At 66.4% G+C, this 14,949-nt stretch carries 11 protein-coding genes and 1 riboswitch; of the genes, 1 reads left to right on the forward strand and 10 read right to left on the reverse strand.

Annotation, left to right across the window (positions count from 1 at the left end; genetic code table 11):
* On the reverse strand, nucleotides 1-1,601 hold a 1,601-nt coding region (locus HRL41_RS05310; protein WP_216662529.1), incomplete at its 3' end, for a hypothetical protein.
* Between the two features lie 53 nt (nucleotides 1,602-1,654).
* Nucleotides 1,655-2,173 carry a hypothetical protein gene (locus tag HRL41_RS05315; RefSeq protein WP_172135868.1) on the reverse strand — a complete coding sequence of 173 codons (519 nt, stop codon included), beginning with the start codon at nucleotides 2,171-2,173 and terminating at the stop codon, nucleotides 1,655-1,657.
* 1,082 nt (nucleotides 2,174-3,255) lie between these two features.
* Here HRL41_RS05315 and gdhA point away from each other — a divergent pair.
* Nucleotides 3,256-4,587 carry an NADP-specific glutamate dehydrogenase gene (gene gdhA / locus HRL41_RS05320; protein WP_165170419.1) on the forward strand — a complete coding sequence of 444 codons (1,332 nt, stop codon included), beginning with the start codon at nucleotides 3,256-3,258 and terminating at the stop codon, nucleotides 4,585-4,587.
* A gap of 186 nt (nucleotides 4,588-4,773) precedes the next feature.
* Here the strand turns inward: gdhA and HRL41_RS05325 are convergent, their stop codons facing one another.
* From HRL41_RS05325 to trmFO, 8 genes are all read right to left on the reverse strand, one after another.
* The gene (locus tag HRL41_RS05325; protein ID WP_172135869.1) at nucleotides 4,774-5,784 is read right to left on the reverse strand and encodes a hypothetical protein; all 1,011 of its coding nucleotides are present in this window, start codon (nucleotides 5,782-5,784) and stop codon (nucleotides 4,774-4,776) included.
* Between the two features lie 121 nt (nucleotides 5,785-5,905).
* Nucleotides 5,906-6,655, reverse strand: coding sequence for an ABC transporter ATP-binding protein (locus HRL41_RS05330; RefSeq protein WP_172135870.1), 750 nt, complete (start codon nucleotides 6,653-6,655; stop codon nucleotides 5,906-5,908).
* On the reverse strand, nucleotides 6,655-7,710 hold the full coding sequence (locus tag HRL41_RS05335) for an ABC transporter substrate-binding protein (RefSeq protein WP_172135871.1): 1,056 nt from the start codon (nucleotides 7,708-7,710) through the stop codon (nucleotides 6,655-6,657). The genes HRL41_RS05330 and HRL41_RS05335 overlap by 1 nt, the downstream gene beginning before the upstream one ends.
* Nucleotides 7,707-8,486, reverse strand: a complete 780-nt coding sequence (locus HRL41_RS05340; protein WP_172135872.1) for an ABC transporter permease — start codon at nucleotides 8,484-8,486, stop codon at nucleotides 7,707-7,709. The genes HRL41_RS05335 and HRL41_RS05340 overlap by 4 nt, the downstream gene beginning before the upstream one ends.
* Complete coding sequence (locus tag HRL41_RS05345; protein WP_165170429.1) at nucleotides 8,483-8,785, reverse strand: thiamine-binding protein; 303 nt, start codon at nucleotides 8,783-8,785, stop codon at nucleotides 8,483-8,485. Before HRL41_RS05345 ends, HRL41_RS05340 begins: the two co-directional genes overlap by 4 nt.
* Before the next feature lie 65 nt (nucleotides 8,786-8,850).
* Nucleotides 8,851-8,959, reverse strand: a riboswitch (TPP riboswitch).
* Between the two features lie 55 nt (nucleotides 8,960-9,014).
* The gene (uvrA, locus tag HRL41_RS05350; RefSeq protein WP_172135873.1) at nucleotides 9,015-11,909 is read right to left on the reverse strand and encodes an excinuclease ABC subunit UvrA; all 2,895 of its coding nucleotides are present in this window, start codon (nucleotides 11,907-11,909) and stop codon (nucleotides 9,015-9,017) included.
* Nucleotides 11,910-12,342: 433 nt separating this feature from the next.
* On the reverse strand, nucleotides 12,343-13,383 hold the full coding sequence (locus tag HRL41_RS05355; RefSeq protein WP_172135874.1) for a tyrosine recombinase: 1,041 nt from the start codon (nucleotides 13,381-13,383) through the stop codon (nucleotides 12,343-12,345).
* Complete coding sequence (trmFO, locus tag HRL41_RS05360) at nucleotides 13,380-14,924, reverse strand: methylenetetrahydrofolate--tRNA-(uracil(54)-C(5))-methyltransferase (FADH(2)-oxidizing) TrmFO (RefSeq protein ID WP_172135875.1); 1,545 nt, start codon at nucleotides 14,922-14,924, stop codon at nucleotides 13,380-13,382. Before trmFO ends, HRL41_RS05355 begins: the two co-directional genes overlap by 4 nt.
* Between the last annotated feature and the right edge of the window lie 25 nt (nucleotides 14,925-14,949).

A 14,949-nucleotide genomic window follows, 5' to 3' on the forward strand; every position in this document is an offset into this window, starting at 1 on the left:
CACCTTACACGAACAGGATCCTTTCCACCGACATAGCTCGAAGCATCCACCTCGATTTTTCCGCCACTGCGCACTGCGACCTTTTCTGCGTATCGCCGCGCCCGCTTCGCCAGCGCCTGCTCGGGCGTCAGCGTCTCGCGTTTCGGCTTTGGAGCGCCCGTCGGACGATTTGCCCTCCGCTCGGGATGGCATGTCGGACACACACACTTACCAGCCCTGATGCGGGGGTACGTCTCCTCCCACTCATGGTTACACGCTTTACAACGTACCTTGACTGGACTCGTCGAGTTGGCGTATTGAACGATCTCTATGCTTTCGCTGCTCAACACCGCAGATAAAGACTCTACTGCTTTATCTCGACGCTTGTTCGGCTTCTCCCCAGGGTACGTCCGAACCTTTTTGAGCGTGAACGTGGCACTGGGCACATCACCGCCAGCGTCCCACTCCATGCCCAACAGATACGTTGTACGCCCCTTTGCTCCGTAGTAGAGCTGCTCGGCATAGCGTTCAGGGTCGCACGTTGACGTCTTTATCTCAAGAACAACGTCATCCGTCGAGAGGTCACAAAGTGCGAGAATGCCGAGTTCGTCATCGACGACGAGTTCCTGCGATATCACCGGGGAGCCATGAAATACCTCATCGCTTAAGAATCTCGCAAGCGGTATGAGCTGAGGACGCGCTTGCTCAACCATCATGTTAAACCTCTTCTCGTGCTCCTTGTCCTCCTGACGAGCCGCTGTCACCGTTCCATCGCCGTTAAAAGACATAGGCATGAAGCTCAACGAGCTGTGCATATAGCCCAGCAACTCGTTCTTCGCCGAGTTTTCGGCGAGGAACTCCGAGTTGTCAGCTTTGGTCACACCCAGCATCGAATCTATCAGGTTCTCGACGATCATACCCGAGAAGTTCGTAGGAAAGCGCCTGATGTCTTCCCCGGAAATCTCAAGGCTATACACCTCCTCGGCATCATATCTGATGTAGGGACGCTTGATGATGCGAGACAGGTTGTTGAACGTAGTAAGATAGCTCACAGGCACGATGTAGCCAGGGTTGAGCACCGCTAAGCGCCACATCCCATGATTCTGCCCGTTTGGTACGATGCGGGCGAGCAAGAACCGCCCGTCGAGCTTCTTGAACAGCTCCCACTCAAGTTTGCAATCCGACAGACCGCTGTGAACCGCCGCAACACCCGCGATGCCGAAGAAATCGCAGAGGTTGTCTTTCGTAAGGCTGCCGTCAGAGAAGCCCGTCGAGCAAATGAGATGCTTGAAATTGAAGAAGCGCATATGCTCGAACCCAACGAGACCGTGCCTCGCAAAATAGTCTCGAATAAAACGCGGATCGAGGCTTCCGTAGTGAAGAATCGTCCTCTTGCCGAGCTCGAAGTCATCAAACAGCTCGTTTACCTCAGCCTGCGTCAGGTGCTTCTTCCACCTGAGATCGCATTTCCTAATGCCGTTGATATCGGTTGTATAGACCTCCTCGTCGAGGTCGAGCGGCAAAAGCCTGTCGTACTCATTGCCATCGTCGGGTTTGTAGATCGAGATTGAGAGAAGGTCACATTCTTTGCTCTTGAGACCGTTCGTCTCGACATCGAGCACGACATAATTCCTCGAAGACGTATCGATAGTCGGTAAACCCATATCGCCTCTCCTTACGCCAGATTCGACGGAAGCACGGAGTGGAGCTTACCGTTCTCAGCTCGATATACACCAGGTGTCTGGATGCGACCGCGTGTAAGCGTCATACCGATCACATAAGACTTAGACGATGGGCTTTCGCCGATGAACGTCATGGGATAAGCGTGCTCAAGGTTATAAACGAACGACACAATCTCTGGGATATCCTCGACCGAACAGTTAATCTCCGCGGTCGACTCGTCGAGCGCGTTGTAGATGGAGAGCGTCCAATCATCGTGCGAATAGCGCTCGATGAATTCCTTAACGCGTGTGTACCCGGCATCAGTTCCTGCGAGATTATCGCCACGCCAGATTTTGCCTCCTAGGAGAGATGTTTCGGTATAGCCTGCAATCATGTCGATCTCCGTTCCATATCGTCCTTGAAGTATTCGCCTTTTGCGCTCGCGACCAATCATGTCATGCAACAGAGCGGACTTGGTAACACCATCCTGATCAGCCCAGCCAGAGAGCTCAATGTCCTCGGCAGTGCTCATCGTAAAAAGCACCTTTTTACGCGAAGACTCCCTGCGTCCGTCTCGAACTATATCCGCGCGCCTGTCCGTCGATTTCGTCACAAAATCACTCCTATCTTTTTATGTATATCCTTAGTATATCCATTTTATATCCATTCGCATGACAAACATTAATTCCGAGCCCATATCCTTTATGACAAGGCGACTGAGTATGTTGATAGGCGTTAAGCATGGAAAGCTTGGGCTGACTATGATATTCAGTAGGCAGGGAGGCTTTAAAGACCATACATCGGTGATTCGTTGGCTTTCGAGAGGATGATCGTAGGATAGACGATGACAGAGCCGGGGGTGTCCGCCATTGTGCGCGTACAAAGCCTCCGGCCGTCTCGTTTTCGGGTTATAGGACAAAAAGTTTTCAGAGAGCCACGACCCGTCATCAAACCGCACGTCATCGAGTTCTAGCAGGGTAACGGTGCGCTCAAGCGTGAACAACAAGAAGAGCATGATGTGGAATTTGGAGTTCAACTCCAAATTCTTTCGGCTATTCCGCGAGCCGGGCGTGCCGATCTGGGATGAGATAAGGCCGTTACCGACAACGGCGTTTTTCCATCCACCTCCCAAGCGATCCCTGAGGCGAACCACCGACAACGGCAGATTCCCATCCACCCCTCAGGTGATCCTGGATGAAACAAGGCCGTTATCGGCGGTTTCACGGGGAAAGTGGATGCGAAAGCGCCGTTGTCGGTGGTTTTAGGGGCTCGAACCGCCGACAACGGGCGCTTTCCATCCAGCTTCCCAAAATGGTGGATGGAAAAGGGGCGTTGTCGGTGCCTCGAGTGAGTGGCGGCCAAAAGCGCCACCGAGCCGTGAGGTTCCGCCTGCGCGCCTTGGCGCTGCCGAGCCGCCAGACCCGCCTGCGCGCCCTGGGCGCCGCCGGCCTGCGCAGATGACGTTTTTTGTTTCTGGTTTATTAAAAGATCGCCACGCGGAAAGGCGCGATCATATAATGGCGGCGTCCGCGCAACGTGAGGATGCCGCGCTTGCAGCCCGCAAGCGCACGGCACGCGCTCGCGGGAGGTCAATCATCCACTAGGAGGTCCGAATTGAGTTACGTTGAGAACGTCATCGAGCAGGTCAAGGCGAAGAACGCCGAGCAGCCTGAGTTCATTCAGGCCGTCACCGAGGTCCTGCAGTCCTTGGAGCCGGTCATCGAGGCCCATCCCGAGTACGAGGCCGCCGGCCTCCTCGAGCGCATCGTCGAGCCCGAGCGCGTCATCATGTTCCGCGTCCCCTGGGTTGACGACGAGGGCAAGGTCCAGGTCAACCGCGGCTTCCGCGTGCAGTTCAACAGCGCCATCGGCCCCTACAAGGGCGGCCTGCGCCTGCACCCGTCGGTGAACCTCGGCATCATCAAGTTCCTCGGCTTCGAGCAGATCTTCAAGAACAGCCTGACCACGCTGCCCATGGGCGGCGGCAAGGGCGGCAGCGACTTCGACCCGAAGGGCAAGTCCGACGCCGAGGTCATGCGCTTCTGCCAGTCCTTCATGACCGAGCTCATGCGGCACATCGGCGCTGACACCGACGTGCCGGCCGGCGACATCGGCACCGGCGCGCGCGAGATCGGCTTCATGTTCGGTCAGTACAAGCGCCTGAAGAACTGCTTCGAGGGCGTCCTCACCGGCAAGGGCCTCCCCTTCGGCGGCTCGCTCGCCCGCACCGAGGCCACCGGCTACGGCCTCATCTACATCGTCGAGGAGTACCTCAAGTGCCATGACGACTCCTTCGAGGGCAAGACCGTGACGGTGCACGGCTCGGGCAACGTGGCCATCTACGCCACGCAGAAGGCCCAGCAGCTCGGCGCGAAGGTGGTCACGCTGTCCGACTCCACCGGCTGGATCTACGACGCCAACGGCATCGACGTGGCGCTCGTGCAGCAGATCAAGGAAGTCGAGCGCGGCCGCATCTCCGAGTACGCCGCCCGCCGCGAGGGCGTCGTCTACCACGAGGGCCGCTACGACTGGAGCGTGGCCTGCGACATCGCGCTGCCCTGCGCGAGCCAGAACACGCTGCTGCTCGAGGACGCCGAGCGCCTCGTGGCCAACGGCTGCAAGATCGTGGCCGAGGGCGCGAACATGCCCACCACGCTCGACGCCACCGAGTACCTGCAGGAAGCCGGCGTGGTGTTCCTGCCCGGCAAGGCCGCGAACGCCGGCGGCGTGGCCACCTCCGGCCTCGAGATGTCGCAGAACTCCGAGCGCCTCTCCTGGACGTTCGAGGAGGTCGACGCGAAGCTCAAGGGCATCATGGTCTCCATCTACCATGCCGCTGACGACGCCGCGAAGCGCTACGGGCATGAGGGCAACTACGTGATGGGCGCCAACATCGCCGGCTTCGAGAAGGTCGCCGCCGCCATGATGGCCCAGGGCATCGTGTAAATCCCCGCTTCCGCATCGCATGCCGCTGCGCAGGTGCCCCCGCTCGCGCAGGCATGAGCCCCCGCCTCGGTCACGAGACGGGGGCTTTCTCATGCATTCTGCTCCCAGCGCAGCGCGCCTGCGCGTGGGCGGGAGCGCTCGAACCCGCGCGAGCGCGCGCTCGGCGCAGGTGACTGGCGCGCCCTCTTACAGCGAGGTTATCACGCGCGCCGAGGGGACGTTGTTGGAGCTGAGCAGCACGACGCCGACCTGCCCCTTCTCCGGCGAGCGGGTGACGAGCGTGCCGTCGTGCGTCTCGCCGTCAACCGAGATCCCCTCGGAGTCGGTCGTCACGATGACCACGTCGGTCCCCTCGTAGGTGGCGAGGTAGGAGGCGCGCGGCGTCAGGCACACCATCACGTCGACGTCGCGGCTGTCGAAGTACGAGAGGTAGCGCTTGAGGCGCACCCTGTTCGTGTACGCGCTGATGGAGTAGACGCCCACGCGCTTGCCGTTCACGTAGAACACCTGCAGGTCAGCGTAGGAGTCGGCGTCGGCGACGTTCAGCGTGAGCGCATGCGCGCCCTTGTCCTCGTACAGGCGGCACACGTCCGACGCGTACACGGCCTCCTCGCCCTCCTCGACGGGGCGCGGGACGATCGACAGGATCCCCAGGCCGATGCTGTCCGCAGCCGAGGGAGGCTCGTTCGCGGAGCCCTCGGCGCTGCGGTCGGGGAACACGATCGAGAACCCGGGCGGGTCGGGAACGGGAATGGAGGAGCCTTCGGGATCGGCGGAGGTCGCGTCCGCGTCGGCCGCAGCTGAGCCGGAGTCGGCGGATTCGGAATTGTCGGCAGCCGCGCCGTCAGGCGCCTCGCCCGCAGCGGGGTCAGGGGCGGGCGCGGAATCAGCCGGGGCGCCATCGCCCGCCACGGGATCAGCGGCGGCTTCGGGTGCAGGCGCTTCGCCCGCGTCGGCAGGCGCGGCGGGCTCGGGCTCCGAAGCGGCTGCCTCATCAGGCTCGGGCTCGGGCTCGACCACGCCCGCGTACACGATCGCCGTGTAGCCGTCCATGCGCCCCATCGTGTCGTCGACGAACGACGCGGCGATGCTCCACGAGCGGCCCGTCGTGAAGTAGCTCGTCAGCACCGCCCCCGCGAACGCGACGAGCAGCACGAACAGGACGAGCGCTATTTTCTCCCGTGTTCGTTTTTGCATAATGGGCCATTATAGAGCATCAGGCCCGCCAAACAGCGAACACGCCCCTGACCTGCGATTGCGAAATCGAGAAGGAGGATCGCGGAGGTGACGGGGCCAAGGGCGGCAGGCGCCCCCGGCCTCAGAGGAACCCGCGCACCTGGCGCTTGCAGTCCAGGAACTCGGGCGTGAGGGCGAAGTCGGGGGTGCGCGCCGCGGGTCCCCTGACGGCCACGTCGGCGGCGATGCGGCCGTCGGCGAGCACGAGCACGCGGTCGGAGAGCAGCACCGCCTCGTCGACGTCGTGCGTGACGAACAGCACCGAGAGCCCCAGCCGCTGCTGCGTCTCCAGGAACCACGCGTGCAGCTCCGACTTGGTGATGGCGTCGAGCGCCGAGAAGGGCTCGTCGAGGAGCATCACGTCGCGCGAGAAGAGGTACGTGCGGGCGAGCGCCGCCCGCTGGCGCATGCCGCCGGACAGCTGGGACGGCCACAGGCCGCCGGTGCCCGCGAGGCCGAAGCTGGGCAGGAGGGCCTCCGCCTCGGCCCGCGCCGCCGCCTTCGCGGCGCCGCGCAGCCGCAGCGGCAGGCCCACGTTGTCCGCCACCCGCATGCTCTCCAGCAGCAGGTCCTTCTGCATCATGTAGCTCACGTGCCCCATGGAGCCGTCGATCGGCCGCCCGCCCAGCAGCACGCGCCCGGCGTCAGGCGCCAGCAGGCCGGATATCACGTTGAAGAGCGTGGTCTTCCCGCCGCCGCTCGCGCCCAAGAGGCTCACGAGCTCGCCGCGGCGCAGCGCGAGCGACACGCCGCGCAGCACGGGGCGCCCCTCGAAGGAGACGGCCACGTCCTGCACGTGCAGAAGGGGATGCTTCGACGTGCTCTCAGGCATTACAGGTACTCGTTGGTGAAGCCGGACGTCGGGTCGAGCGCGGCGTCGATCAGCTGGTTGTCCAGCAGCCACTGGTAGAAGGCGCTCCAGCGGCCGGAGTCGATGACGCCCCACGCCGCCGCGTCCGCGCGGTACTGGTCGGCCAGGTAGCGCTGGGACGCGCGGATGAGGTCCTCGGAGCCCGCCAGCTCCGGCACCTGCTCCATCAGGATGTCCGCCGCCGCATCCGGGTCGTCGATGGCGAACTCGTACCCCTTCTTCAAGGCCGCCAGGAACTTCTTGGCCACGTCCGGATGCTGCTCAAGGAACTCGTCGTTGCCGATGACCACCGGCGTGTAGTAGTCGAACACCGGGTCGATGTCGGCGAAGTTGAAGTAGTCGGTGTCCAGGCCGGCCACGTCGCAGGCCACGCCGCCCCATCCGCGGAACACCCAGATGGCGTCCACCTGCTTCGACTGGAGCGCGGAGACCTCGTCGGTCACCGACTCCGGGTACAGCTCCACCTTGGAGAAGTCCCCGCCGTCATCCTTCATCACCTGGGCGATCGTCGCCTGCTCCACCGGCATCTCCCACGTGGCGTACTTGTGCCCCTCGAGGCCGCGCGGGCGGTCCATCCCCTCGCCCGCCCGGGAGAGGATGCCGGACGTGTTGTGCTGGACGATCGCCGCCACCGCCGTGACGGGCATGGCGTCGTCACCGACGAGCGCCGGCGCCAGGGTGTCCTGGAAGCTCACCCCGAACTGGGCCTTCCCCGAGGCCACCAGCGGCTCGGCCGCGCCGTCGGGCGGCTGCACCACCTCGACGTCAAGCCCCTGCTCGGCGAAGTAGCCCTTCGCGGCGGCCACGTAGAGGCCCGTGTGGTTGGTGTTGGGCGTCCAGTCCAGCGCGAACGTGATCTTCTCCGCCTGCGGGGAGGTCCCGCCTGCTCCCTCGCCGGACGCGGCCGACGAGCTCTGGGGCGCCTGGCCGCAGCCGGCGAGCGCCAGGGCCAGCACGGTCCCGCACGCCGCGGCGGCGATGAGGGCCGCCCTCTTCAAGTGCTTCGGTCGTTTCATCGTTTCTCCTTTTCAGAATGTACGTGACGCCACGGCATCGCGCGCCGCTCGACGAGGCCCACCAGCAGCATGAGCACGAGCGAGATCGCCGACACCACGAATATCACGGCAAACATCTTGTCGAAGGCGAACGCCTTCTGAACACGGGTCATGTAGACGCCCAGCCCGCTGAACCCGCCCAGCCACTCGCTGATGACCGCCCCCACCACCGCGTACGCGGCGGCGATGCGCAGGCCCGAGAAGAACTCCGGCAGCGCGCCGGGGATCTTGACGAAGCGGAAGACCTGCCAGCGGCCGGCTCCCATGGAGCGCATCAGACTCACCTCGTCCGGGTCAACCGACTGGAACCCCTGCAGCAGGCCGACCGCCACGGGGAAGAACGTCGCAAGGGCCACGAGCACCACCTTCGGCGCGATGCCGTAGCCCAGCCACAGCACGAGAAGCGGCGCGATGGCGACCACGGGGACCGTCTGGCTGAGGACCAGCAGCGGGTAGACGGCGCGGCGCAGCGTGCCGAACGCGTCCATGAGCACCGCGAACGCGAAGCCCGCCGCCACTCCCGCCGCCAGGCCGAGAGCCGCCTCCTGGAGCGTCACCAGCGTGTGGTGCGCGAGCAGCGCGCCGTCCTGGGGGAACACCGCCAGCACGTCTCCCGGCGAGGGGAGCATGTAGCTCGGCACCGCCCCGCTCGTGGCCAGCGCCTGCCACAGCGCCAGCAGCGCCAGCAGCGCGATCGTCGCCGGAAGGTACTTCCTCGCGAGCTGCTTCAAGCTCATGCGAGGTGGTGCTTCGTGACCTTGCGGTCGATCGAGAGCACTTCGCCCTCCGGCTTCCACTCCACCTTGATGTAGGCGGACACCTTGGGGGCGCCGGCGGCGATGGCGACGTGCTGGCACTCCTTCAGGACGTCCATCAGCTGGTCGTAGTCATCCCCCTCGATGGTGGTCTCGAACGGCCCCACGTAGCAGGACAGGCCGGTGGACTTGATGTAGTCGATCACCTCGTCGACGATGCGCACCACCTCGTCATCGTCGAGCGTGGCGGGCAGCACTTGGATGGCGACGCTTGCTTGCATGAGAACTCCTCACGGTCGGAATACAAAGGCCCCGCCTGCGAAATGCAAGCGGGGCCTCATGCGCTCAACCGGTGTCACGCTAAGTCCCTACGCTGGCATTACCCAGATCAGGTTCGCGGGTCGCAGGAGCACCTGCCTCTCAGCCCTTCGATTCGGGCTCCCCGTAGCAAGGGCCATTGTGGACGATGCGCCCCGGCCTGTCAAGAAGCCTTCGGCATGCGGGCGGAAGCTACCTCTCCTTTTCCAGCATCCGCTTGACGAAGGCGCCGGTGTAGCTGCCCTCCACCTCGGCCACCTCCTCGGGCGTCCCCGCAGCCACGATGCGGCCGCCGCGCACGCCGCCCTCGGGCCCGAGGTCGATGAGATGGTCGGCGCACTTGATCACGTCGAGGTTGTGCTCGATCACGAGCACGGTGTTCCCCGCGTCAACCAGGCGCTGCAGCACGATGAGCAGCTGCCGCACGTCCTCGAAGTGCAGCCCGGTGGTGGGCTCGTCGAGGATGTAGAACGTCTTGCCGCTCTGGCGCTTCTGCAGCTCGCTCGCGAGCTTGACGCGCTGCGCCTCGCCGCCCGAGAGCGTGGTGGCGGGCTGCCCCAGGCGGATGTAGCCCAACCCCACGTCGAAAAGCGTCTGCAGCTTGCGGCGGATGCCCGGTATGTTCTCGAAGAAGGCGAGCGCCTCCTCAACCGTCATGTCGAGCACCTGGGCGATGTTCTTGCCGCGGTAGGTGACCTGGAGCGTCTCGCGGTTGTAGCGGTTGCCGCCGCACACCTCGCACGGCACGTACACGTCGGGCAGGAAGTGCATCTCGATCTTGATCTGCCCGTCGCCCTTGCACGCCTCGCAGCGCCCGCCGCTCACGTTGAACGAGAAGCGGCCCGGCGCGTAGCCGCGCGCCTTCGCCTCCGCCGTGGAGGCGAACAGCGCGCGGATGTCGTCCCACAGCCCGATGTAGGTGGCGGGGTTCGAGCGCGGGGTGCGCCCGATGGGGCTCTGGTCGATGTTGATGACCTTGTCGAGCTTCTCCGTGCCCGTGATCTTGCGGTACGCGCCCGTGCGGCGGTGCGCGTGGTTCAGCCGGTTGGCGAGCGCCGGCGCCAGCGTGTCGGTCACCAGCGAGCTCTTGCCCGAGCCCGACACGCCCGTGACCACCGTCAGCGTGCCGAGCGGCACCTCGACGGTGACGTTTCGCAGGTTGTTCTCGGCGGCGCCCGTCATCTTGAGCGACCCGCGCCTGGGATGGCGGCGCGCGGACGGCACCTCGATGCGGCGGCGCCCCGCGAGGTAGTCGGCCGTGAGCGAGCCCTGCGCGCGCATGATCTCCTCGGGCGTGCCCGCGGCGACCACCGCCCCGCCGTGCTCGCCCGCGCCCGGCCCCATGTCCACCACGAAGTCGGCGGCGCGGATGGTGTCCTCGTCATGCTCCACCACGATCACGGTGTTGCCCAGGTCGCGCAGACGCTCGAGCGTCGCGATCAGACGCTCGTTGTCGCGCTGGTGCAGGCCGATCGAGGGCTCGTCGAGGATGTAGAGCACGCCCATGAGGCCCGCGCCGATCTGCGTGGCCAGCCGGATGCGCTGCGCCTCGCCGCCGGAGAGCGTGGCCGTGGCGCGCTCGAGCGTGAGGTAGTCGAGCCCGACGTCGACCAGGAAGCGCAGGCGCGCCTTGATCTCCTTCACGATGGGCCCCGCGATGACGTCGTCCTGGCCCGCGAAGCTCAGACCCTCGAAGAACTCGAGCGAGTCCTTCGCCGACAGCTCGGTGACGTCGTGGATGGACTTCCCGCCGACCGTCACCGCCAGGATCTCGGGGCGCAGGCGCCGCCCCTTGCACGTCTTGCAGGGGATGGTGGCGAAGTACGCGGAGAGCTTCTCGCGCTGGGAGTCGCTCTGGGCCTCGGAGTAGCGGCGCTTGACCGCCTCCAGGACGCCCTCCCACTCGATGAACCAGTAGGTGTCGCGGCCGTCCACCGTGACGTAGTCGACGCGCACCTTCTCCGCGCCCAGGCCGTGCAGGAGCGCCCTCTGGCTCTGGGGCCTCATGTCCTCCCACGGCGTGGAGGGGTCCTCGCCCAGGTGGATCGCCACGGCGCGCAGCACCTGCGGGTAGTAGTTGCCGCTCTTGAACGGCGCCACCGCGCCCTCCGCGAGGGACAGCGACGGGTCGGGGATGACGAGCGACGGGTCCACCTCGTCGCGGCTGCCCAGGCCCAGGCAGTCGGGGCAGGCGCCGTACGGCGCGTTGAACGAGAAGTCGCGCGGCTGGAGCTCGTCGAGGGAGTGGCCGTGCTCGGGGCACGCGAGCGCCAGCGAGAACAGGTGCTCGCCCGCGCCCAGGCCGCCCGTGGCGCCCGACGACGCGCTCGCGGCCGGCCCCTGCGGCTTGCCGTCAGGCCCCATGACCTGCACGAGCACGCGCCCCTCGGCGAGCTTGCAGGCGAGCTCGACCGCCTCGGCGACGCGGCTCACGGCCGAGGGCTTGAGCGTCACGCGGTCCACCACCACGTCGATGAAGTGCTTGATCTTCTTGTTGAGCGTGAGCGGCTCGTCCCCGAGCCTCATGATCTCCCCGTCCACGCGCACGCGCGAGAAGCCCTCCTTCTGCAGGTCGGCGAAGAGCTTGGTGAACTCGCCCTTGCGGCCCGTGACCACGGGCGCCATCAGGATGGCGCGGCGCTCCTCGCCCATCCCGAGCTTGACGATCTCGTCAGTAACCTGGTCGGTGGTCTGCTTCTTGATCTCGCGCCCGCACTCAGGGCAGTGCGGCGTGCCCACCCGGGCGAACAGCAGGCGCAGGTAGTCGTAGATCTCCGTGGTGGTGCCCACCGTGGAGCGCGGGTTCTTCGACGTGGTCTTCTGGTCGATGGAGACCGCCGGCGACAGGCCGTCGATGGAGTCGAGGTCGGGCTTGCTCATCTGCCCGAGGAACATGCGCGCGTAGCTGGAGAGGCTCTCGACGTAGCGGCGCTGCCCCTCGGCGTACATGGTGTCGAAGGCCAGGCTCGACTTCCCCGATCCCGACAGGCCCGTGATGACCACGAGCTTGTCACGCGGTATGGTGAGGTCGACGTTCTTCAGATTGTGCTCGCGCGCACCCTTGATGACGATTTCGCTTTGTCCCATGAGCTCCGCTTTCCCGCTCGTTCGTTTTCTCGAACACGCATTGTAGCTCAAAAAGCGAAACTATGTTCGTAAAAAAGCGACGTTTTCCTCGACTTCAGCGATTTCGCACATCTCGCTTGGCGCGCCTACATGAAGAACGGGGCGAACGACAGGGCGGTCAGGGCGGCGGCGAACAGGGCGCGGGCTTTCTTGCGGCTCATGGCGACCTCCTTTGCGACGAGGCGTTTCCGATGCCGCCAGCATACGGGGAGGCAGGCGCGCCCGCGAGGCGCAGCCGGCATCCGTCAGCGCCCCACCGCCAACCCGTAACCGCCCCGGGATGTTGCGCGCACCGCGGACTGCGCCCTGGTAGCCCTTGCGCTCGCACCACCCCGCAGCTTGCCCGCGCCGCGACGCCCCATCGCGCCCCAGCCCTTTCCGGCGCTCGACGCCCCTACCCGCGGGGATGGGCCTGGGCGTGGACGGCTTTGAGGCGCTCGGGTGAGACGTGCGTGTAGACCTGCGTGGTGGACAGGCTCGCGTGCCCGAGCATCTCCTGGACGCTGCGCAGGTCGGCGCCGCCGGAGAGCAGGTCGGTGGCGAAGGTGTGCCGCATGGCGTGGGGCGACAGGCTCTCGTCGAGCCCCGCCGCGCGCACCGTCGCCTTGAACATCTTGCGGATGGCGTCGGGCGACATCTGGTTCCCGCGCGCGGAGACGAAGAAGAACTCCGAGGCCCTCCCCCTCAGCAGCTGGGGGCGGCCCTCTGCGGCGTAGGCGCGCATGGCCTGCACGGCGAGCTCGTGGATGGGGATGATGCGCTCCTTCGCGCCCTTGCCGAGCACCTTCACCTGGCCGCGCGCGAGGTCGACGTCGGCCGCCTTGAGGCCCGACGCCTCCGACACGCGCGCGCCGCATGCGTAGAGGAGCTCGAGCAGGGCCAGGTCGCGCAGGTCCTCGCAGGTCTGCTCGCGCGGGGTGCCGTCGAGGGCGCGCGGGGCATGCACCGACAGAAGCCGCGCCATGTCAGCCGGCTTGATCACCTTCGGCAGGCTCCGAGGCGTCTTGGGGCCCTGCAGCACGCTCGCGGGGTCAACGTCCACGCGGCCCTCGCCCACCAGCCAGCGGAAGAAGCTGCGCAGCGCCGACAGGCGCCGGTTCACCGTGGTGCGGCAGTAGCGCGCCTGGTCGAGCTCGCCCAGGTAGAGACGCAGCTGCTTGTGCGTGACGCGCAGCGGGTCGAGCGAGGCGCGCTCGGCCCAGCGCAGGTAATCGGTCAGGTCGACGCGGTAGTTGCGCACGGTGTGCGCGCTCGCGTTGCGCTCGACGGCGAGCGCGCGGCAGAAGTCCTCGACGTGCGTCGCGCCGGGAAGCGCGGGGGCGCCGCCCGGTGACGCAGGCGCTTCGGCTGCGAGCGCGGATCCGACCTCGCCAGCGGCGGGCGCCCGCCTGCCAGCCGCAGCCTCCGCCGCGGGCTCGCCGGGATCGGGCGTCATGCGCCCTCCCCTTCGCCTGCCAGCCCGTTCCCAGCCGCCGCGTTCGCCGCGCGCACGCCTACGCCTGCCGCACCCTCATCCGACGCGCTCGCGCGCGCCGCATCCCCATCCGACGTGCTCGCGTTCGCCGCATGCGAGCCCGCGCTCGCGCTCGCCGCGCCTCGCGAGGCCCACGCGGGGAGGAGCCCCGCCGCCTCAAGTGCGCTGCGGTAGCGCAGGAGCGCCTCGTTCGCGCGCACGGCGTAGACGTGGTAGCGCGCCGCCTTGTTGCGGACGCGCTCGGGCAGAGGCGGCATGATGCCGAAGTTCACGTGCATGGGCTGGTAGTCGGCGGTCGCCGCGTCGGTCGCATACGCCAGAAGCGCACCGTACACCGTCTCACGCGGCAGCTCCGGCAGCGCAATTCCGCGCAGGTCGGCCGTCGCGGCAAGCGCCACGTGCAGCCCCGAGCGGATGGCCTCGCAGTACCCCTCCGTGCCCGCGAGCTGCCCCGCCACGTACACGGGCGCGGGGAGGGCGCGCGCGGCGGGCGTGGTCAGGCGCCCGTGCGCGTCGAGCAGGCGCGGCGCGTCGATGAACGTGTTGCGGTGCATGACGCCGAACCGCGCGAACTCGGCGCCCTCGAGGCCGGGGATCATGCGGAACACGCGCTTCTGCTCGGGGAAGGTGAGGTTGGTCTGGAATCCCACCAGGTTGTAGCTCGAGCCGAAGGCGTCCTCGGCGCGCAGCTGCAGGGCGGCCCACGGACGGCGCCCCGTGCGCGGGTCGGTGAGGCCGACCGGCTTCAAGGTGCCGAAGCGCGGGGCGTCATGCCCCGCGCGCGCGATCTCCTCGATGGGCTGGCAGGCTTGGAACAGGTCCTTGCTCTCGAAGTCCTTCGCGATCACGCGGTCGGCGGCGAGCAGCGCCTCAATGAAGGCGTCGTACTCCTCGCGCGTGAACGGCGCGTTGAGGTAGTCCCCCGCGCCCCCCGAGACGTCCTCGTAGCGGCTCTGGCGGAAGAGCTTGCCCAGGTCGAGCGAGTCGGCCATGACCACCGGCGCCGCCGCGTCGTAGAACGCGAGCGACTCCCTGCCCGTGAGGCGCGCGATCGACGATGCCAGCGCGTCGGAGGTGAGCGGGCCCGAGGCCAGCACCACCGCGTCGGCGCGCGCGGCCTCCGCCTCCACGTCGACGACCTCCTCGCGCGCCACCTCGATGAGCGGGTGCGCCTCGACGAGCGCCGTCACGTCGCGCGAGAACTCCGCGCGGTCCACCGCGAGCGCGCCGCCCGCCGCCACCTCATGGCGGCGAGCCGCCGAGAACACCTGCGACCCGAGCGCCTCGAGCTCGGCCTTGATGAGCCCTGCGGCGCTGTCGGGCTTCATGCTCTTGAGCGAGTTCGAGCACACGAGCTCGGCGAGGCCGCCCGTGTGGTGCACCGGCGTGGGAACGTGGGGGCGCATCTCCGCCAGGCGCACGCGCACGCCCGCGTCAGCCAGGGTGAGGGCTGCCTCGCTCCCCGCGAGGCCGCCGCCGACGATTGTCACAAGTTTCTTCATGCCGAAAAGGATACCAAACGAACGG

Source organism: Adlercreutzia sp. ZJ473 (genome assembly GCF_013185065.1).
In the GTDB taxonomy this organism is placed as follows: domain Bacteria; phylum Actinomycetota; class Coriobacteriia; order Coriobacteriales; family Eggerthellaceae; genus CAAEEV01.